The sequence below is a fragment of the Pseudomonas rosaeacicularis genome (assembly GCF_057128745.1).
In genome coordinates this window covers 52842-72325 of the sequence record NZ_JBSKHT010000008.1, presented here as the reverse complement: position 1 = coordinate 72325, position 19484 = coordinate 52842, and the positions used below count along the sequence as shown (strand labels likewise).

The window sequence follows — 19484 nt, the reverse complement described above, 5'->3', positions numbered from 1 at the left end:
TGACACCTCGATTCTGAAGAATGCGCTGCCAGGGTTGGCCACTTCGCGGGCAAGCCTCGCTCCAACAGGTTTGAATTCACCCTTCCTGATACTCCCCCTGCATCGCCAGCCCATCCTTGAGATAATCCACCAGCTTCCTCACCTTCGGTGATAAATGCCGTTGTTGCGGATACAGCCCCCAAACGGCTGTATTGGGCGGCTGATGCGCGTCAAGCAGCGAAATCAAGGCCCCACTTTTCAAATGCCCCTGCACGTAATAGTCCGGAAGCTGACACAGTCCGGTGCCATGCAATGCCGCATCCAGCACCGCTTGCCCACTGTTGCAGCGCCAGTTGCCGTGAATCCGTTGGGAAAACTCCTTGCCGTTTTGCTGGAGCAGCCAGGTATCGGAGCTGCCAATCAGGCAATTGTGGTGGCTTAGTTCTGAAAGGCTGTGCGGCCGACCGTAACGCTGCACGTAAGAGGGCGAAGCGCACAGATACATTCGCCTTGGGGCCAGGCGCGTTGCTACCAGCCGTGACTCCTGCAAACGGCCCAGCCTGATCGCCAAATCCATGCCCTCATGCACCAGATCCAGTGTGTCGTTGCTCAGCTCAATGTTCACGCGCAGCTGTGGGTATTCATCCATGAAGCGCGTCACCAACGGCGCGATAAAGCGTTCGCCATAGGCGACAGCGCACGTCATGCGCAGCAAGCCTTTGGGCTCACTGGTGAGATCTCCCACTGCTCGCAACGCTTCTTCGCGTCCGTCCTGCAAGCGTTGGCAGTGATGCAGAAACGTCTGGCCCGCTTCTGTCAGCGCCACCCGGCGCGTACTGCGGTACAGCAACTTGGTCTGCAAACGCTCCTCCAGGCGAGCAATCTGCCGGCTGATGTGCGAAGACGAAACACTTAGGCGCTCAGCGGCGGCCGTGAACTGCCCGCATTCGGCCACGGCGACGAACTCGTCCATTCCTTCCCAACGATTGGAGTACATCAATTGTCCCTGTACAGCATTAATGTTTTGCTTTTGACCGGATTATTCATCAACTGGCGATGTATTACACTCCATGGCTTGCGTTTACATCACTGGAGATGATTGATGATCAAGTCACGTGCTGCCGTTGCCTTCGGCCCTAACCAACCCTTGCAGATCGTTGAAGTGGACGTCGAGGCGCCAAAGGCGGGTGAAGTATTGGTACGAATCGTCGCCAGCGGCGTGTGCCATACCGATGCGTACACCCTGTCCGGCGCAGACTCCGAGGGCGTGTTCCCCTGCATCCTTGGGCACGAAGGCGGCGGCATCGTCGAAGCGGTAGGCGAGGGTGTCACCTCTCTGGCCGTCGGTGATCATGTGATTCCGCTTTACACCGCTGAATGCCGCGAGTGCAAATTCTGTTTGTCCGGTAAAACCAACCTTTGCCAAAAGGTCCGCGCTACACAAGGCAAAGGCCTGATGCCCGATGGCACCACGCGTTTCAGCTACAAGGGCGAGCCGGTTTACCACTACATGGGCTGCTCGACATTCTCCGAGTACACCGTGCTGCCAGAAATTTCCCTGGCCAAAATTCTCAAAGAGGCGCCGCTGGAAAAGGTTTGCCTGCTTGGATGCGGCGTTACGACCGGGATCGGCGCAGTGCTGAACACCGCCAAAGTGGAAGAAGGCGCGACAGTCGCGGTCTTCGGCCTGGGCGGTATCGGCCTGGCAGCCATCATCGGCGCGAAGATGGCCAAAGCCTCGCGTATCATTGCCATTGACATCAACCCGGCCAAGTTCGACGTCGCCCGGGAATTGGGCGCGACTGACTTCATCAATCCGAAGGACCACGACAAGCCAATTCAAGACGTCATCGTCGAACTCACCGACGGCGGTGTGGATTACAGCTTCGAATGCATCGGCAATGTGGGCTTGATGCGTGCAGCGTTGGAAAGCTGCCACAAGGGTTGGGGCGAGTCGGTCATCATTGGCGTAGCGCCTTCGGGTCAGGAAATTTCTACCCGGCCCTTCCAGTTGGTAACCGGCCGCGTCTGGCGCGGTTCGGCATTTGGCGGCGTGAAAGGCCGCACCGAGCTGCCGAGCTACGTCGAGAAATCCCAGACCGGCGAGATCCCGCTGGATACTTTCATCACCCACACCATGGGTCTGGAAGCCATCAATGAAGCGTTTGACCTGATGCATGAAGGCAAAAGCATTCGCACTGTCATTCATTTCTAAAACAGCAGCTAGAAGCTGTAAGTTTCAAGCTGCAAGCGCAAGGGCGTATCTCCTTCTTGCAGCTTATAGCTTGCGGCTTGCAGCCCGGAGCCTATGACCATGACCCTCGAAAACATCTCGTGCCAGAAAAGCTTCGGCGGCTGGCACAAGCGTTACAAGCATCACTCCGACGTGCTCGGCTGTGACATGACTTTCGCCGTTTACCTGCCACCGCAAGCGGAGCAGGGCGGCAAGCTGCCGGTGGTGTACTGGTTGTCTGGCCTGACATGCACCGATGAAAACTTCATGCAGAAGGCGGGCGCACATCGCGTTGCTGCCGAGCTTGGGTTGATCATCGTCGCGCCTGACACTAGCCCGCGCGGACCTGACGTTCCGGATGATCCGGACAAAGCCTGGGACTTCGGGCTGGGGGCCGGTTTTTATCTGAATGCCACGCAGCAGCCTTGGGCGCGGCACTACCGCATGTACGATTATGTGGTCAGCGAGTTGCCGTCGTTGGTTGAGGCCCATTTTCCAGCGTCGGAACTGCGCGGTGTGAGCGGCCATTCGATGGGCGGACACGGCGCGTTGGTTTGTGCGTTGCGTAACCCCGGTCGCTATAAATCAGTGTCGGCGTTCTCTCCGATCACCAATCCGATGGATTGCCCGTGGGGACAAAAAGCGTTTTCCAACTATCTGGGCGACGATCGCGCGCGGTGGCGTGAATGGGACAGCTGCGCACTGATTGCCGACGCGACCGAAAAGCTGCCGATCCTTGTGGATCAAGGCGATCGTGACGACTTCCTGGCCACTCAGCTCAAGCCTGAGGCGCTGGTTCAGGCGGCGAAATCCGCCAATCATCCCCTTGAGCTGCGCTTGCAACCGGGCTATGACCACAGCTATTTCTTCATCGCCAGCTTCATCGAAGACCACTTGCGACATCATGCACGCGCCTTGATGCGCTAATGCTCGACAAAGTAGGTAGAATCACGCCCTGACTTTTTCAGGGCGTTTTTTTATGCGTATTGGCCACGGCTACGATGTGCACCGTTTCGCTGAAGGCGATTTCATTACCTTGGGTGGGGTGCGGATTGCGCACAAGTCCGGTCTGCTTGCTCATTCCGACGGCGACGTGCTGCTGCACGCCTTGAGCGATGCATTGCTGGGCGCGGCTGCACTTGGCGATATCGGCAAACACTTTCCCGACACTGACCCGCAATTCAAAGGCGCCGACAGCCGCGTGCTGTTGCGTCACGTCCTCAAGCAAGTTCAGGCCAAGGGTTGGAAAGTCGGTAACGTCGACGCGACTATCGTTGCCCAGGCGCCAAAAATGGCCCCGCACATCGACGCCATGCGCGCTTTGATTGCCGCTGACCTGCAGGTCGAACTCGATCAGGTCAACGTCAAGGCCACTACCACCGAAAAACTCGGCTTCACCGGCCGCGAAGAGGGCATTGCCGTTCATGCCGTTGCTTTGCTGATTGCCGCATGACCGAATTCGAACTGCTGGGACCGCGTGCCTACGGCGACGCATTGGGCAGCGCTGTATTGAAAGCCACCGCCGAAGACTTCCAGGTCGATGAAGTGCTGGACATCCCGCTGTCTGGCGATGGCGAGCATCTGTGGCTGTGGGTCGAAAAACGCGGCCTGAACACCGAAGAGGCCGCGCGCCGACTGTCCAAGGCGGCTGGCGTGCAATTGCGCACCGTAAGTTATGCCGGGCTGAAGGACCGACAGGCGCTGACCCGGCAGTGGTTCAGCATTCAGTTGCCTGGCAAGGCTGATCCAGACCTGTCCGCGGCCGAAAACGACACCCTCAAGATAATCAAAAGCACCCGCCACAAGCGCAAGTTGCAGCGCGGCGCCCATGCGGCCAATGGTTTTACCCTGCGCCTGACGCAATTGCAGGCTGACACCGCAGCGCTGGACGCCCGGCTTGAGTCGATCAAGCAGCACGGCATTCCCAACTATTTCGGCGCCCAGCGTTTTGGTCACGAAGGTGGCAACGTCGGGGAAGCGCGGCAGTACGCCGAACGCAAGGCGTTGCCTGAACAGCGCAATGTGCGATCGCGATTGCTCTCAACGGCCCGCAGTTACCTGTTCAATAAAGTATTGGCGGCACGCGTTGCCGATGGCAGTTGGCAGCGTGCGCAAGTGGGTGATCTGCTGGCGTTTACCGACAGCCGCAGTTTCTTCCCGGCAGGTGAGGCGGAGTGCAGCGATCCGCGACTGGCAATCCTCGACCTGCACCCGACTGGCCCGCAATGGGGCGAGGGTGATTCGCCCGCTTCAGGGGTGACCGCCGATCTTGAAAACTCCATTGCTGGCGATGAGTCGGCCCTGCGTGACTGGCTGATCAGAGCGGGGATGGAGCACGAACGGCGCATCCTGCGACTGCCCATTGGGCAGTTGACGTGGCATTATCCCGAGCCTGACATTCTGCAACTGGAATTCGTTCTACCGGCCGGATGCTTCGCCACTGTTTTGGTGCGCGAACTCGTCGATCTGGCGCCGGTGGGGCAGACGGATAGCTCATGCGTATTCTGATTTCAAATGACGATGGGGTCACTGCACCCGGTATCGCCGCGCTCTATGGTGCGTTGGCTGATTATGCCGAGTGCGTAGTCGTCGCCCCCGATCAAGACAAAAGCGGCGCGAGCAGTTCGCTGACGCTCGACCGCCCGTTGCATCCCCACACGCTGGACAACGGTTTCATCAGCGTCAACGGCACGCCTACCGACTGCGTCCATCTCGGGCTCAATGGCCTGCTGGACGTTGAGCCCGACATGGTGGTCTCGGGGATCAACCTGGGCGCCAACCTGGGCGACGATGTGCTGTATTCAGGCACAGTGGCGGCTGCGCTGGAAGGTCGTTTTTTACAACGTCCTTCATTTGCCTTTTCATTTTTGTCGCGTCAGGTCGATAACCTTGCAACAGCTGCTCATTACGCCCGCTTGCTGGTCCAGGCGCATGAGCTTCTCGATCTGCCACCGCGCACCGTATTGAACGTGAATATTCCAAACCTGCCGCTCGAACACATCCGTGGTATTCAGCTGACCCGTCTTGGCCACCGTACCCGAGCGGCCGCGCCGGTTCGCGTCGTCGATCCGCGTGGCAGGGCCGGTTACTGGATCGCAGCCGCGGGCGATGCCGAAGACGGCGGTCCGGGCACTGATTTTCATGCTGTCTTACAAGGTTATGTATCGATTACCCCGTTGCAGCTGGATCGGACCTATCAGGACGGTTTCAACAGCCTGAACGCTTGGCTTGAGGGAATGGCCTGATGTCGCGTGAACAAGATGACCTGCTGCGTCGCGGCGTGGGGATGACCTCCCAACGCACGCGCGAGCGTTTGATTCAACGGCTTTATGAAGAAGGCGTATCCAACGCGCAAGTACTGGACGTGATCCGAAAAACGCCCCGGCATTTGTTCGTCGACGAGGCACTGGCCCATCGCGCGTATGAAGACACCGCTTTGCCGATCGGCCATAACCAGACCATCTCCCAGCCCTATATGGTGGCTCGCATGAGCGAGCTGTTGCTGGCGGCTGGCCCGTTGGACAAGGTCCTAGAGATTGGCACCGGCTCGGGTTATCAGACCGCAGTGCTGGCACAGCTGGTCGAGCGCGTCTTTTCAGTGGAGCGGATCAAGGTTCTGCAGGACCGGGCGAAGGAGCGACTGCTCGAGCTGAATCTGCGCAATATGGTTTTTCGCTGGGGGGATGGCTGGGAAGGCTGGCCGGCGCTGGCGCCCTATAACGGCATCATCGTGACGGCGGTGGCGACCGATGTGCCCCAGGCACTGCTCGATCAGCTGGCGCCGGGCGGGCGATTGGTGATTCCGGTGGGGTCGGGTGAGGTACAACAATTGATGCTGATCATTCGTGAAGAAAACGGGTTTTCCCGACACGTCTTGGGCGCTGTGCGCTTTGTACCATTGCTCAACGGACCTTTGGCCTAGTGCTCGTTTCAATGAGTACTGAATTCTCCTTGATACCGTCTGTCTACAGGCTGGCATTTTGGCGTGTGGCAGGACTTATGTGCCGGTAATCGTCGCAATGCGTGTCTACACCAGTAATCGTCAAGCTGTCTGCCGTACATTCGGCATATCGGGCAGCTTCAATTCAGTCACCAGTAAAGGGAGTGGCGGGTGAGTCTCACAGTCATTCGGCAGCGTATGTCTTCAACAAGTTTTCAGCGGCTGATGACTGGCATTGCCCTCAGTGTCCTGTTGGTCGGCTGTTCCAGTACCCCTTCAGGCGGCGTGCGCGTCGTTGATCGCAACGGCAAAGCGATTGCACCACAGCGCCAGCCGGTCACCACCGGACAGTACGTGGTCAAGCGTGGCGACACGCTGTTTTCCATTGCCTTTCGTTACGGTTGGGACTGGAAAGCGCTGGCTGCGCGCAACAGCGTCCCGGACCCGTACACCATTCACGTGGGCCAGACCATCCGTTTTGATGGCCGCTCAAGTTCTTCGGGCAGCGTCATTGCTGCAGCGCCGCAGACCACTACGTCCAGCACGACATCGCCATCGGGGTCCTTGAAAACGACGGTTATCTCCCGTCCTGTCGGGGTGACGCCGGTGGTTGTACCTCCGGTTGCAACGACCCCGGCGACCACGCCAGTCATCGCCGGAGTGAAGTCGGCAAGCGGCTGGGCATGGCCAACAAATGGCATTTTGATCGGCAAATTCTCTTCAAACGGTAGTTTGAATAAAGGAATTGATATCGCTGGGGATTTGGGACAGCCTGTTTTGGCTGCGTCTGATGGTGCGGTGGTTTACGCCGGGAGTGGTTTGCGGGGCTACGGCGAGTTAATCATCATCAAACACAGCGATACCTACGTCAGTGCTTACGGTCACAACCGTAGGCTGTTGGTTCGGGAGGGGCAGCAGGTCAAAGTCGGGCAAACAATTGCCGAGATGGGGTCGACGGGTACTGACCGGGTGAAACTGCATTTTGAGATTCGCCGCCAGGGTAAACCTGTTGATCCACTGGAATTTTTGCCGCGTCGTTGATCAGTTGTCAGCCTGTTCCTGCCGTAGAAGGAACAGGCTCAAGCGTTGCCAGGGAAAACACAGGCGCCGCTAGAGCTTGAGGTCGAACTCACCAAAGGACTATAACAATGGCTCTCAGCAAAGAAGCGCCGGAGTTTGACATAGACGACGAAGTACTCCTGATGGAGCACGCAATCGTTCTGGATTCGGCATCGGACAAGAAGCCAGCTGCACCTTCTGTTCGTGCCAAGGCCAAAAACTCCACAGCGCTCAAGCAACACAAGTACATCGACTACACGCGGGCGCTCGACGCCACTCAGCTGTATCTCAATGAAATTGGTTTCTCTCCTCTGCTGTCCCCGGAAGAGGAAGTCCACTTTGCGCGTCTGTCGCAAAGCGGATGTCCGGCCGGGCGCAAGCGCATGATCGAAAGCAACCTGCGACTGGTTGTGAAGATCGCCCGACGTTACGTTAATCGTGGCCTGTCACTGCTGGACCTGATCGAAGAGGGCAACCTCGGGCTGATTCGGGCGGTCGAAAAGTTTGATCCGGAACGTGGTTTCCGTTTCTCGACATACGCAACCTGGTGGATTCGCCAGACCATCGAACGCGCCATCATGAACCAGACCCGGACCATCCGGCTGCCGATTCATGTGGTCAAAGAACTCAATGTCTACTTGCGTGCGGCACGCGAGTTGACGCAAAAGCTCGATCACGAACCCTCTCCCGAAGAAATTGCCAATCTGCTTGAAAAGCCGGTGGGCGAAGTCAAACGCATGCTGGGTCTGAACGAGCGGGTGTCGTCGGTAGATGTTTCCCTGGGGCCGGACTCGGACAAAACCCTGCTTGACACGCTGACGGATGATCGCCCAACCGATCCGTGCGAGCTGCTGCAGGACGATGATCTTTCGCAGAGCATTGACCAGTGGCTTTCGGAGCTCACCGATAAACAACGCGAAGTCGTGGTAAGGCGTTTTGGCTTGCGTGGACACGAGAGCAGCACGCTGGAAGATGTCGGTCTGGAAATTGGTCTGACTCGGGAACGCGTCAGGCAGATTCAGGTTGAAGGTCTCAAGCGTCTGCGTGAGATTCTTGAAAAAAACGGGTTGTCGAGTGAGTCGCTGTTCCAGTGATGAGCTGACCGCCCAATGTAAAAAGCCCCGACTATTCGGGGTTTTTTTATGCCTGTGTCCCACAACGCGCGGAAAAAAATGGGCGTCTACCTCGACGGGTTTTGGATGCCGGAGTTCATATAAACCGGCATAGCGTCGTGTTCTGACTTCGCCTGTAAGCCATCTCTTACTCGTGATGTAAGCGATATTAGTGTCAGGGGGAAAGTTTTAGGCGGGTAGGAAGTAGGACGATTCCTATCTATTTGAATTCAAAGGCTATTTAATTTTTTCGACCTGAGCGCGCGTCTTGTTTTGAAAAGTTTGGGTGGTTGCGTGCAGCGCTCAAACCACTAATATCAGAACTGTGTCGAGGGATCGACGCAAGCGGTCAAGGAGGACTGCTCAAGGACATCGCAGGATGCGATTCATCAGGATGATGAAATGGATTAAAGGGATTATGGAAAAAATGTGGGCGGGTCATACCGCCCCTTTTTTCGCCTGCGAAAAAGTGTTGAATGCCCTTGACGCACAGAGGGCCCGCTAAGGCCCTTTGCTGATGCCGCTTTGAATCAGCGTTCCAGATCAGCAATCTTGCCGGTCTTGCCATCCCACTCTTTAGCATCAGGCAACGCATCTTTGCGTTCGGTGATGTTCGGCCAGATGTCCGCCAGCTCGGCGTTCAATTCTGTAAAGTTCTCCATGCCTGCGGGCACTTCATCTTCCGAGAAAATCGCGTTGGCCGGGCACTCAGGCTCGCACAGTGCACAATCGATGCACTCATCCGGGTGAATCACCAGGAAATTCGGGCCTTCGTAGAAGCAGTCCACCGGACATACTTCTACGCAGTCGGTGTACTTGCACTTGATGCAGTTGTCGGTGACGACGAAGGTCATTTCTAATTCTCTCCTCAGGCGGCGGCAGCAAAGCCCTACACGCGGGGCTGCTAGGTTCGGGAAGTCCCCCGGCCGTTTAAAACCCAGCTTTTGCCAAGCAGCGCTGGCTGTTTGCCCAAGCTGCACTGCTCGACCCTGGTTCGCTGCGTTTAAACGCGGCTCGGATTTTCTATGAAGCCAGGCTAAAAGCTCACAGCATCCCAAACCGCGCGGGATTCTAGCAGCTTGTTACGATTCTCGTTAGAGCCGTGTTTGCAATGCGTATAACAAGTCCAATGCCTGACGCGGTGTCATGTCGTCGACTTTGACCTTCGACAGCTCTTCAAGAACAGGGTGCGGCAAACTTGCAAACAGGTCGCTTTGCATCGGAATGGCCGGCTTGCCGGGTTTCGCCTTGGGTTGTTCGTGGGGCAGGCTGGTGGTTTCGAGCCGATGCAGGTGCTCTTTGGCGCGGCTGATGACCTTGGAGGGGACCCCCGCCAGTTGCGCCACTGCCAAACCGTAACTCTGGCTGGCAGGGCCGGGCAAGACACGATGAAGAAAGACGATGCGCTCGTTGTGCTCCGTGGCATTGAGATGCACGTTTGCCACCAATGGCTCGCTTTCTGGCAATACGGTCAATTCGAAATAGTGCGTCGCAAACAGCGTGTAGGCACGCAGTTGCGCCAGGCATTCCGCCGCTGCCCAGGCCAGAGACAAACCGTCGAAGGTGCTGGTGCCGCGTCCGACCTCGTCCATGAGCACCAGGCTCTTGTCGGTCGCGTTGTGCAGGATGTTGGCGGTCTCGCTCATTTCCACCATGAACGTCGAACGACCGCCTGCGAGGTCATCGCTTGAGCCGATCCGCGTGAAAATCCGGTCCACCAACGACAGCTCGCAACTGGCCGCCGGCACGTAGCTGCCGATATGCGCCAACAGAACAATCAGTGCCGTCTGGCGCATGTAGGTCGATTTACCGCCCATGTTCGGGCCGGTTATGACCAGCATGCGCGTGTTGTCGTCCAGCGCCAGATCGTTGGCCACAAACGGTGAAGCGAGCACTTGTTCAACGACAGGATGACGACCTTGCTCGATGCGCATGCAGGGCTCATCGACGAAGCGCGGGCAGTTCAGGTCCAGATTCAATGCACGCTCGGCCAGATTGCTCAGCACGTCCAGTTCCGCCAGTGCCGCTGCGGTGTCCTGCAGAGGCGCAAGGTGGCCGATCAGGTCTTCGAGCAGCGCTTCATAGAGCATCTTCTCCCGCGCCAGCGCACGGCTCTTGGCAGAGAGGGCCTTGTCTTCAAATTCCTTGAGTTCTGGCGTGATGAAGCGCTCGGCGCCTTTAAGCGTCTGGCGCCGAATGTAATCAGCAGGCGCCTGTTCGGCTTGCTTGCTTGGCAGCTCGATAAAGTAACCGTGCACGCGGTTGTAACCGACTTTCAGATGTGACAGGCCGGTGCGTGCTTTTTCACGGGTTTCCAGATCGATCAGGAACTGGCCGGCGTTTTCGCTCAGCGATTGCAGGTCGTCGAGTTCAGCGTCGTAGCCGGTTTTCAGTACTCCACCGTCACGGATGATGGCGGGCGGATTATCATTGATGGCGCGCTGCAGCAAATCGGCCAGTTCCGGATAGGTGCTGGTGGTCGATGCCAATTGCTGCAGATGCGGGGTGTCCAGGTCGATCATGGCCAGTTGCAGCTCTGGCAGCGCGCCGAGTGCGTCACGCAATCTGGCCAAGTCGCGAGGGCGGGCGTTGCGCAGGCCGATCCGCGCCAGGATTCGCTCGATGTCACCGATCTCCTTGAGCTGCGGCTGCAGTTTCTCAAAGCGATAATGTTCTAGCAGGCATGTGATCGACTGCTGACGCGCCTGGAGGATTTTCAGGTCTCGCAGCGGGCGATTGAGCCAACGTGTGAGCAGGCGTGTGCCCATGGCGGTCTGGCAGCGATCGACAACTGACTGCAACGTATTCTCGCGGCCGCCGGACAGGTTGGTGTCCAGCTCCAGGTTGCGCCGACTGGCGCCATCCAGCACCACCGTGTCGTCTAGACGCTCGTGGCGCAAGCTGCGCAAATGCGGCAGGGCTGTGCGCTGGGTTTCCTTGGCGTAGCCCAGCAGGCAACCGGCTGCTCCGATCGCCAGTGTCAGGTTCTCGCAGCCAAACCCTTTCAGATCCTGAGTCGAGAATTGCTGGCACAGGCTTTTGTGCGCCGAGTCACGCTCAAAATCCCAAGGCGCCCGACGACGAGCGCCGCGACGTTTCTCGGCAGGCAAGCCCTGAGGCCAGTCATCCGGAATCAATAGCTCAACCGGGTTGATTCGCTCCAGTTCCGCCAACAGGTTTTCCCAGCCCTTGATTTCCAGCACGCTGAAGTTGCCGCTGGTGATGTCCAGCACGGCCAGGCCGAACAGGCGTTCATCGCCCAGTACTGCAGCAATGAGATTGTCGCGGCGCTCGTCGAGCAGGGCTTCGTCGCTGACGGTGCCCGGCGTGATGATCCGCACCACCTGCCGATCGACTGGGCCTTTGCTGGTCGCCGGATCGCCGATCTGCTCGCAGATCACCACCGACTCGCCCAGCTTGACCAGTTTCGCCAGATAGCCTTCGGCCGCGTGGTACGGGATGCCGCACATGGGGATGCTTTGGCCTGCCGACTGGCCGCGAGCAGTCAGCGTGATATCCAGCAGCTTGGCGGCTTTCTTTGCGTCTTCGTAGAAGATCTCGTAGAAGTCGCCCATGCGGTAGAACATCAACTGATCCGGATGCTGGTTTTTTAGCTTCCAGTACTGCTGCATCATCGGGGTGTGTGCGGAGAGATCGGAAATTGCTTTATTCATCAGGTATTTAGGCAAATTCGTTGGGAGATTGAGGCAAATATGGGACAGCAGACGGGAATACCACCTACGTGGGCCGTCGACATGTCCGATTGCTTTTGCGATGGGCGCAAGGTTAACACGCGCCCCTGAGGGGCGCCGAATCGCTGCAATCGTCACCCTTCATTTCAAATCGATATTTTTCGCTCATTGCTGGCTAGGCTATCGCAACCGCCGCCAATTACAGGCGGCTCATATCAAAAGGATTTTTTATGAAGAGAAAACGCGGACGAGATTCGGTGAATGGGCGCTTCATCCCTCTGGAGGAAGCCAAGCGTCGTCCGAACGAAACCGTCATTGAAACTGTCAGAAAACCCTGCCCTCAAAAAGCACGCACCGAAGAAAAGGAACCTGCGTAGGTGGGCTGTCAGCGAGCGGTTACCGAGGTAGCCGTTCCAAGCCTTGCACCAGAATCTGCCTCGTGTACGGTATCGTTTTTACCCACCCCTACAGGAACACGCGTTGTGGATGAGATCTCGCAACTGGCTGCGACATTGGGTAGATCCTTGCAGGTATCCGGCGCTCAAGTGACCACCGCCGAGTCTTGCACCGGCGGCGGCATTGCAGAGGCCATCACCCGCATTTCCGGCAGTTCTGCCTGGTTTGAAGCAGGCTACGTGACGTACTCCAATGCTCAGAAGACTCAGCAACTGGATGTGCCGAGCCGATTGTTTCAGTCAGTGGGCGCCGTCAGTCGGGAAGTCGTGGAAGCAATGGTCCTTGGCGCACTTGAAAAAAGCGCTGCGCAATTTGCAGTGGCGGTCAGTGGTGTCGCAGGTCCGGATGGCGGCTCGCCTGACAAACCCGTCGGTACGGTGTGGATTTGCTGGGGCGCGGGTCAACAGTTACACACCAGGCGCTGGCAGTTCGACGGCGACCGGGATGCGGTCCGCCGACAAACGGTGAAGGCCGCGCTAGAGGGGCTGATACAGCTTGCCTCTGGAGAAATACCAAACCGGGGGTAGGCGCGCGCTGAACCCTGTGGAATAATACTGTCTACTTATACAGTTGTGTCGGCCGTCAGGCCCCAAATTATTACGTGAGGACTTCAATGGACGACAACAAGAAGAAAGCCTTGGCTGCGGCCTTGGGTCAGATCGAGCGTCAGTTCGGCAAAGGTGCCGTAATGCGCATGGGTGACCATGACCGCCAGGCTATTCCTTCTATCTCCACCGGCTCGCTCGGTCTCGATATCGCATTGGGTATCGGCGGCCTGCCAAAAGGCCGGATCGTGGAAATCTACGGTCCTGAGTCTTCCGGTAAAACCACTCTTACTCTTTCAGTGATCGCCGAAGCCCAGAAAATGGGCGCAACGTGCGCTTTCGTCGATGCGGAACACGCCCTCGACCCTGAATACGCCCTCAAGCTTGGCGTCAATGTCGACGACCTGCTGGTTTCGCAGCCGGACACCGGTGAGCAAGCGCTGGAAATCACTGACATGCTGGTGCGTTCCAACGCCATCGACGTCATCGTTGTCGACTCCGTTGCAGCACTGGTGCCCAAGGCCGAGATCGAAGGCGAAATGGGCGACATGCACGTCGGCCTGCAGGCCCGCCTGATGTCCCAGGCACTTCGTAAAATCACCGGTAACATCAAAAACGCTAACTGCCTGGTCATCTTCATCAACCAGATCCGTATGAAGATCGGTGTGATGTTCGGTAGTCCAGAAACCACCACCGGTGGTAACGCACTGAAGTTCTACGCTTCGGTCCGCCTCGATATCCGCCGCACCGGCGCGGTGAAAGAGGGTGATGAAGTCGTTGGTAGCGAAACCCGCGTCAAGGTCGTGAAGAACAAAGTGGCTCCGCCGTTCCGTCAGGCTGAGTTCCAGATTCTCTACGGCAAAGGCATCTACCGTAACGGCGAAATCATCGACCTTGGTGTGCTTCATGGTTTCCTGGAGAAATCAGGCGCCTGGTACAGCTATCAGGGTAGCAAGATCGGTCAGGGCAAGGCTAACTCGGCCAAGTTCCTGCAGGACAACCCTGAGATTGGCGCTACCGTCGAGAAGCAGATCCGCGAAAAACTGCTGACCGCCGCGCCGGACGTCAAGGCTCAATCGACCCGTGTTCCTCAGGACGATTTGGCTGAAGTCGAAGACGCCGACATCTGATCACGTCTATGTCTGCTGTACTGGATACACCCGTCGCCATACGGCGCACTGCAATGGACCTGCTCGCACGCCGCGAGCACGGTCGGGTCGAGCTGACGCGCAAGTTGCGTCAGCGCGGCGCCCCTCCTGAATTGATCGAAGCTGCTCTTGACCGTCTGACGGAAGAGGGGCTGCTCTCCGAATCCCGTTATCTCGAAAGTTTTGTCTCGTACCGTGCCCGTTCGGGTTATGGCCCTTTGCGTATTCGTGAAGAGCTCGGCCAGCGAGGTTTACAGCGCGCCGATATCGAGCATGCGTTAAGAGAGTGCGGTATCGACTGGCAGGAAAACCTCGAAGAAACCTGGCGCCGAAAGTTTTCCGGGCAGTTACCTGCCGATATACGCGAGCGCGCCAGGCAAGGGCGGTTTCTTACGTATCGTGGGTACTCGCTGGAAATGATCGGCCGCTTGTTGAGCGGCCGCAGAATGGACGACTGAGGCAAGCGCTATCGCCTGCCAAGCGTCCATGCTTCAAGTTTCCCGCAACGGCTCACGGGTCTGAACGGCGTCCGATTGGGATGCCTTCACCCAATTCTCTGATTGGTTGATGAAGTTCACCAATTCGCGCAAGCGTCCCTGGGTTCGGCCGTTGAAGCTGAACGCCAAGCGCGTCAGGAGGCTGAACTGAACGTCATCGTGCTCCTCACCCAAATACACATGCTGATGAAAGTCGTCATTCAGGCGCAGGTCGGCGAATGCGTCATGCATATGGGCCAATGCCCCTTCATTTAGAGCGTGGCGCATGCGGATGACGAACTTCTTCTTCAGCCAGCGGGTTGAGTGAAAGTTACCGTAGAACTGATTAATTTCGTCGACCGCTTCATCTGCGCTGTAAACCAGTTTGAGCAGGTTCATGTCGGCGGCCAGGATGTAATGGTTGCCTTCCAGCTCTTGCTTGATGAACTCAAGCGCGCCTTTCCAGAACGTCCCACCCGGTGCGTCCAGCAAAACGATCGGCACCAGCGGGCTTTTCCCGGTCTGGATCAGGGTGAGGACTTCCAGCGCCTCATCCAGTGTGCCGAAGCCGCCAGGGCAAAGGACCAACGCATCCGCTTCCTTGACGAAGAACAACTTGCGAGTGAAGAAGAAGTGGAACGGCAGTAAGTGGTCGGTGCCATCGACGGTTGCGTTGGCGTGTTGTTCAAACGGCAGGGTGATATTAAAGCCCAGGCTGTGATCCAGACCGGCGCCCTCGTGCGCGGCAGCCATGATGCCGCCCCCTCCGCCGGTGATGACCATCAAGTCCGAGGCAGCAAGCTTGGCGCCCAGTTCTTGCGCCAGTGCGTAGACGGGGTGCTCGCGAGGAGTGCGTGCGGAGCCAAAAACAGTCACCTTGCGCCGGCCCTTGAACGCATCCAGCACGCGAAAGGCGTTTTCCAGTTCGCGCAGCGCCTGCAATGTGATTTTGGCGTTCCAGCGATTGCGATCATCCTGAGCCATGCGCATGACGGTCAGCATCATGTCGCGGTACAGGCCGATGTTAGGGCTGTTGGGCGCTACTCGATTGATTTGCTCTTCTATCTTGCCGACGAGCTCAGCGCCATTGCTTTGAAAATGGGAAGACAGCACATCATTGGGTTCATAAGGCATTCAAGCTTTCTCCTTCTGCAGAATCTTCGATCCGTCTGTTAGGGAAGGATCGCGACGCATCATGCATCGCTGCTGGCAGCCTCTTATGGTGAAGGCGCGCACGGATGAAATGCCACGCTCATCCACACTGATTCTGCCTTTGTCCTGGGTTTAAAGAAAATTTACGTTGGGTGACGTGTTCAGGCAATTCCCATTTGCCTGCCGACTATTCAAGGGGACCAACGACCACTAACGGTCGGTGTCATCGATGATGTGCCCATTACCTCTGCTCAGGCAACAGCCGCGCAAGCTTGCAGGGATGCAGAAGTGGATCAACAGGTGTAGCGTGAGTTGACCGAGCCAGCGAAGAGCAATCACGCCACCCTTGAGCAGAGCGCGTGCGGCGGTGGGCGTCAGGAGGGAGATGGCGGTGTTGCATGCAGGCGCTGCTGGCTGACATGCGCTCCGGATATCTTAGTCGGGCGCAGTCAACCATGGGTCTGACGAATTACTTCTTGGCGGGTTTCGCGGCGCAGTCAGCACCGGTAAAAACCTGGCTGGTGATAGGGCGGTTGGTCTTGTACTCAGAGAACTGATACTTGAGCGTTGCGCCCTTAGCCATCAACTGGCGAAACCCGGCGTTGTGGCAGACACTATTTCCCAACTGATTTCGCACGGCGTCCGGGTTGGTACGCATTTGCTGCGCCTGACCTGATTGCACGCTCAGATGGTTGATCAGCTCCTTGCCATTAACGGTGTAGCCCTGATCCAGAATGTCTTCGTTAATGGCTCGAGGGGTACCGACGCTGCTTTCCTTCGCAACTGTTTCCAGCATTTTGCTCAGTTCGAAATCCTGCTTAGACGCCGCCTGGGCGCAAAGTGGAGCGACGAGTAAAAGCGTGAGGGTAGGGGCGATGAGGCGCAGCATTAAATTCTCCTGGTTCAGTGAATGGGCGTTGGACCCAACATAGGTGCAGGCGTTCACTGGCGGCACTGGTGCTTTTCAAGCGCCGCAGTATAGGTGAGTCGCCGGTCCGGACACCAGTCAGTGCGACGGGTCTGCTAGAATCCGCCGACTTTTTCACCTGAGCCTTTACCCCCGATGCGCATCCTTTTCCTGATGAATTGCTCATGGCTGATGACGCAATGAGCCACGCCGTCTCCCGCCTGCGTGCCGAGCGTCTGGCACGCAGTACCAAGCCTTTCATCGCAAGGGGATCGCGCGCACCTCGCTGTTCGGGCTGCAGGGTTATCGACAGCTACTGTCTGTGCGCGTGGAAACCGACCGTTCAAGCCAGTTCCGCCATGTGCCTGTTGATGTACGACACCGAACCGCTCAAACCGACCAATACCGGCTGGCTGATCGCTGACGTGATCAAAGATACCGAGGCCTTCGGCTGGTCACGCGTTGACGTGGACGCACACTTGCTCGCATTGCTCAGCGATCCGCAGTGGCAGCCTTATATTGTTTTCCCGGGGGAGTTCGTGGCGCCGGAGCGGGTGGTGACGGAGGTCCAAGTCGAGGAGGGCAGGCGCCCGTTATTCATTCTGCTGGACGCCACATGGAACGAAGCCCGCAAGATGTTTCGCAAAAGTCCCTACCTTGATCGGCTTCCGGTGCTGAGTCTGGCGCCTGAGCAGATGTCGCGCTACCGCTTGCGGCGCTCCAAGCGCGACGACCATTTTTGTACTGCCGAAGTGGCGGCACTGTGCCTGGAGTTGGCCGGTGACAACGTCGCAGCAGGCGTGCTCGACGCCTATCTGGACGTGTTCACTGCGCATTATCTGGGTGCGAAGTTCCAGCGACCGATCAATCTGGACGACGCTTCGCACACCCATCTCAAGGCTTTTCTATAAGCGCGTTGGTATTGGCAACGTGCTCAACGTCTTTGCGTGGCCACAACTGCGCCAATAGCATCCCGGCTAGCATCAACGCGCACCCCACGTATCCGCGCATTTGCAGCGATTCACCCAGCAGCCAGGCGCCAGCAATGGCGGCAAATACGGCTTCCATCGAGAAAATGATGGCCGCATGAGAGGCGATGGCATCTTTTTGAGCCACGACCTGCAGCGTGTAGCCGATGCCCACTGCGACGACGCCGCCGAAAAGCAGTGCAGGCATGGCACTGATAATCGAAGCGAGCTCGATGGGTTCAAAGCAGACTGCCAGCAACAGGCTGACTACCGCGCAGGTGACAAACTGCAGAAACGCCAGACGGATGGGATCGTGACGGCTTGCAAATATGCCCACCAGCACCACATGCCCGCCCCAAATGAACGCGCCAATCAGTTGCAGCCAGTCACCCGAGGCGACGTGAAAGTTGTCGCCGACACTGAGCAAAAACATGCCCATTACGGCCAGTGCACAGCCAATCCAGATCCCGACACCGGTTTTATGCCCCAGCATCAGCCCCAGAAGCGGTACTACAATCACATACAAACCGGTGATGAACCCTGAGTTGGTCACACTGGTAAATAGAAGGCCCACTTGCTGAAGGTTGATGCCCAGCGCCAACGCAATGCCCATGATCACGCCGCCTCGTAGCAGTCCGCGGGTCAGCAGCGGTTCTGGCGGCGGCTCGTTGGCAGGACGGCGCAAAATAAGCGGCAGCAGGCAAAGCGAGCCCAACGCAAAACGCAATCCGGAAAACAGGTAGGGCCCTATGTGGTCCATGCCCGCCATCTGCGCAACGAAGCCGGCACCCCAGATCATGGCAGTGAGCAGCATCAGCAGATCGGCGCGAAGGGCTTTTTTTCTCATGGTGTGGCTCGACAGGTCTGGGGTCGCAGACTTTGCCGCAAAGCGCCAAACTTGACCACCCCGGTTTCGCTGGGCATCCTTGGCGCCGCGTGACTACTTGAACGCCGTTTATTGCCTCTCTGGCGTTGAATGCGCCCCGTTGGCGCAGTGTGTATGTGTTGGCATTTCCGAATGCCATCGCGATGGCTGAATCCTTCAGCCGTCGCTATAAAAACAGGATCACGAAATGACTTACGACATCCTGATCGCCGATGACCATCCGCTGTTTCGCAGCGCTTTGCACCAAGCACTGACGCTGGGCCTTGGACCCGATGCGCGGCTGGTGGAAGCCGAGAGCATCGCTGATCTGGAAGCGCGTCTGAACGAGAAGTCGGATTGGGATTTGGTCCTGCTTGATTTGAACATGCCAGGTGCGTACGGGTTTTCCGGATTGGTCCTGTTACGCGGGCAATATCCTCAGGTGCCTGTAGTCATGGTTTCGGCCCAGGAAGAAGCGTCGGTGGTCGTGAAGTCAAGAGAGTTCGGCGCCAGCGGTTTCATTCCCAAGTCCAGTTCACTCGAGACCATTCAGCAGGCGGTCCGTCTTGTACTCGACGGCGATGTCTGGTGGCCGCCACAGGTTAATGAAACGATCAGTGTTTCGCCGGAAGCCAAGGCGGCGAGTCAAGGTCTGGCCAGCTTGACGCCACAGCAGTTTCGCGTGCTGACCATGGTGTGCGAGGGTTTGCTGAACAAGCAGATTGCCTATGAGCTGAGCGTTTCGGAAGCAACCATCAAGGCTCACGTTACAGCGATATTCCGCAAACTCAACGTTCGCACCCGCACCCAAGCCGCGCTGCTGTTGCAACAATTGGAATCTATTTCGCCCAACTGACAGGCTTTACATCCAGTGTTTGCGGGCGATTCGCAGGTCGTCTTCACACTTTTTTGACTGCCTCTGAACTAGCCTCCCTCGTCCTCATTATTAGTA

20 protein-coding genes are annotated in these 19484 nt (G+C 57.5%); 14 read left to right on the top strand and 6 right to left on the bottom strand.

Features of this window, described 5'->3' with window-relative positions; all coding sequences use genetic code 11:
* Positions 1-76: 76 nt before the first annotated feature.
* On the bottom strand, positions 77-976 hold the full coding sequence (locus ACWKWM_RS11920) for a LysR substrate-binding domain-containing protein (RefSeq protein ID WP_483846337.1): 900 nt from the start codon (positions 974-976) through the stop codon (positions 77-79).
* A 105-nt stretch (positions 977-1081) separates the two neighbouring features.
* Between ACWKWM_RS11920 and ACWKWM_RS11915 the strand changes: the two genes are divergently transcribed.
* The 8 genes from ACWKWM_RS11915 to rpoS all read left to right on the top strand — a co-directional run bounded on the left by ACWKWM_RS11915 (position 1082) and on the right by rpoS (position 8305).
* On the top strand, positions 1082-2194 hold the full coding sequence (locus tag ACWKWM_RS11915) for an S-(hydroxymethyl)glutathione dehydrogenase/class III alcohol dehydrogenase (protein ID WP_483846336.1): 1113 nt from the start codon (positions 1082-1084) through the stop codon (positions 2192-2194).
* Between the two features lie 93 nt (positions 2195-2287).
* Complete coding sequence (fghA, locus tag ACWKWM_RS11910) at positions 2288-3139, top strand: S-formylglutathione hydrolase (RefSeq protein ID WP_483846335.1); 852 nt, start codon at positions 2288-2290, stop codon at positions 3137-3139.
* Positions 3140-3191: 52 nt separating this feature from the next.
* Positions 3192-3665, top strand: coding sequence for a 2-C-methyl-D-erythritol 2,4-cyclodiphosphate synthase (gene ispF, locus ACWKWM_RS11905; RefSeq protein WP_483846334.1), 474 nt, complete (start codon positions 3192-3194; stop codon positions 3663-3665).
* A complete protein-coding gene (gene truD, locus ACWKWM_RS11900; protein WP_483846333.1) occupies positions 3662-4720 on the top strand; it encodes a tRNA pseudouridine(13) synthase TruD in 1059 nt (352 codons plus the stop codon). Before ispF ends, truD begins: the two co-directional genes overlap by 4 nt.
* Positions 4708-5457, top strand: a complete 750-nt coding sequence (gene surE, locus ACWKWM_RS11895; protein WP_483846332.1) for a 5'/3'-nucleotidase SurE — start codon at positions 4708-4710, stop codon at positions 5455-5457. The genes truD and surE overlap by 13 nt, the downstream gene beginning before the upstream one ends.
* A gap of 41 nt (positions 5458-5498) precedes the next feature.
* Positions 5499-6134 (top strand): protein-L-isoaspartate(D-aspartate) O-methyltransferase, encoded by a 636-nt coding sequence (locus tag ACWKWM_RS11890; protein ID WP_483846493.1) that lies wholly within the window; start codon positions 5499-5501, stop codon positions 6132-6134.
* 189 nt (positions 6135-6323) lie between these two features.
* Positions 6324-7193 (top strand): peptidoglycan DD-metalloendopeptidase family protein, encoded by an 870-nt coding sequence (locus tag ACWKWM_RS11885; RefSeq protein ID WP_483846331.1) that lies wholly within the window; start codon positions 6324-6326, stop codon positions 7191-7193.
* A 107-nt stretch (positions 7194-7300) separates the two neighbouring features.
* Entirely contained in the window at positions 7301-8305 is a 1005-nt protein-coding gene (rpoS, locus tag ACWKWM_RS11880; protein ID WP_483846330.1) for an RNA polymerase sigma factor RpoS, read from the top strand.
* A gap of 548 nt (positions 8306-8853) precedes the next feature.
* On the opposite strand, the gene fdxA is transcribed toward rpoS, so the two are convergent.
* Positions 8854-9177, bottom strand: a complete 324-nt coding sequence (gene fdxA, locus ACWKWM_RS11875; protein ID WP_483837823.1) for a ferredoxin FdxA — start codon at positions 9175-9177, stop codon at positions 8854-8856.
* Between the two features lie 240 nt (positions 9178-9417).
* Entirely contained in the window at positions 9418-11985 is a 2568-nt protein-coding gene (mutS, locus tag ACWKWM_RS11870; protein ID WP_483846492.1) for a DNA mismatch repair protein MutS, read from the bottom strand.
* 260 nt (positions 11986-12245) lie between these two features.
* On the opposite strand from mutS, the gene ACWKWM_RS11865 reads away from it, so the two are divergent.
* The 4 genes from ACWKWM_RS11865 to recX all read left to right on the top strand — a co-directional run bounded on the left by ACWKWM_RS11865 (position 12246) and on the right by recX (position 14622).
* Positions 12246-12392 carry a hypothetical protein gene (locus ACWKWM_RS11865; RefSeq protein WP_483846329.1) on the top strand — a complete coding sequence of 49 codons (147 nt, stop codon included), beginning with the start codon at positions 12246-12248 and terminating at the stop codon, positions 12390-12392.
* Between the two features lie 105 nt (positions 12393-12497).
* Positions 12498-12998 (top strand): CinA family protein, encoded by a 501-nt coding sequence (locus ACWKWM_RS11860; RefSeq protein WP_483846328.1) that lies wholly within the window; start codon positions 12498-12500, stop codon positions 12996-12998.
* A gap of 86 nt (positions 12999-13084) precedes the next feature.
* Positions 13085-14146 (top strand): recombinase RecA, encoded by a 1062-nt coding sequence (recA, locus tag ACWKWM_RS11855; protein WP_483837826.1) that lies wholly within the window; start codon positions 13085-13087, stop codon positions 14144-14146.
* 8 nt (positions 14147-14154) lie between these two features.
* The gene (gene recX, locus ACWKWM_RS11850) at positions 14155-14622 is read left to right on the top strand and encodes a recombination regulator RecX (protein WP_483846327.1); all 468 of its coding nucleotides are present in this window, start codon (positions 14155-14157) and stop codon (positions 14620-14622) included.
* A 33-nt stretch (positions 14623-14655) separates the two neighbouring features.
* Here the strand turns inward: recX and ACWKWM_RS11845 are convergent, their stop codons facing one another.
* Positions 14656-15774 carry an LOG family protein gene (locus tag ACWKWM_RS11845; RefSeq protein ID WP_483846326.1) on the bottom strand — a complete coding sequence of 373 codons (1119 nt, stop codon included), beginning with the start codon at positions 15772-15774 and terminating at the stop codon, positions 14656-14658.
* Between the two features lie 487 nt (positions 15775-16261).
* Positions 16262-16681, bottom strand: a complete 420-nt coding sequence (locus ACWKWM_RS11840; protein ID WP_483846325.1) for a quorum-sensing-regulated virulence factor family protein — start codon at positions 16679-16681, stop codon at positions 16262-16264.
* A gap of 218 nt (positions 16682-16899) precedes the next feature.
* Between ACWKWM_RS11840 and ACWKWM_RS11835 the strand changes: the two genes are divergently transcribed.
* On the top strand, positions 16900-17610 hold the full coding sequence (locus ACWKWM_RS11835; protein ID WP_483846491.1) for a tRNA-uridine aminocarboxypropyltransferase: 711 nt from the start codon (positions 16900-16902) through the stop codon (positions 17608-17610).
* On the opposite strand, the gene ACWKWM_RS11830 is transcribed toward ACWKWM_RS11835, so the two are convergent.
* A complete protein-coding gene (locus tag ACWKWM_RS11830; protein ID WP_483846324.1) occupies positions 17594-18514 on the bottom strand; it encodes a DMT family transporter in 921 nt (306 codons plus the stop codon). The two genes, ACWKWM_RS11835 and ACWKWM_RS11830, sit on opposite strands and share 17 nt — an antisense overlap.
* 226 nt (positions 18515-18740) lie before the next feature.
* Between ACWKWM_RS11830 and erdR the strand changes: the two genes are divergently transcribed.
* A complete protein-coding gene (gene erdR / locus ACWKWM_RS11825; RefSeq protein ID WP_483846323.1) occupies positions 18741-19388 on the top strand; it encodes a response regulator transcription factor ErdR in 648 nt (215 codons plus the stop codon).
* Positions 19389-19484 lie beyond the last annotated feature (96 nt).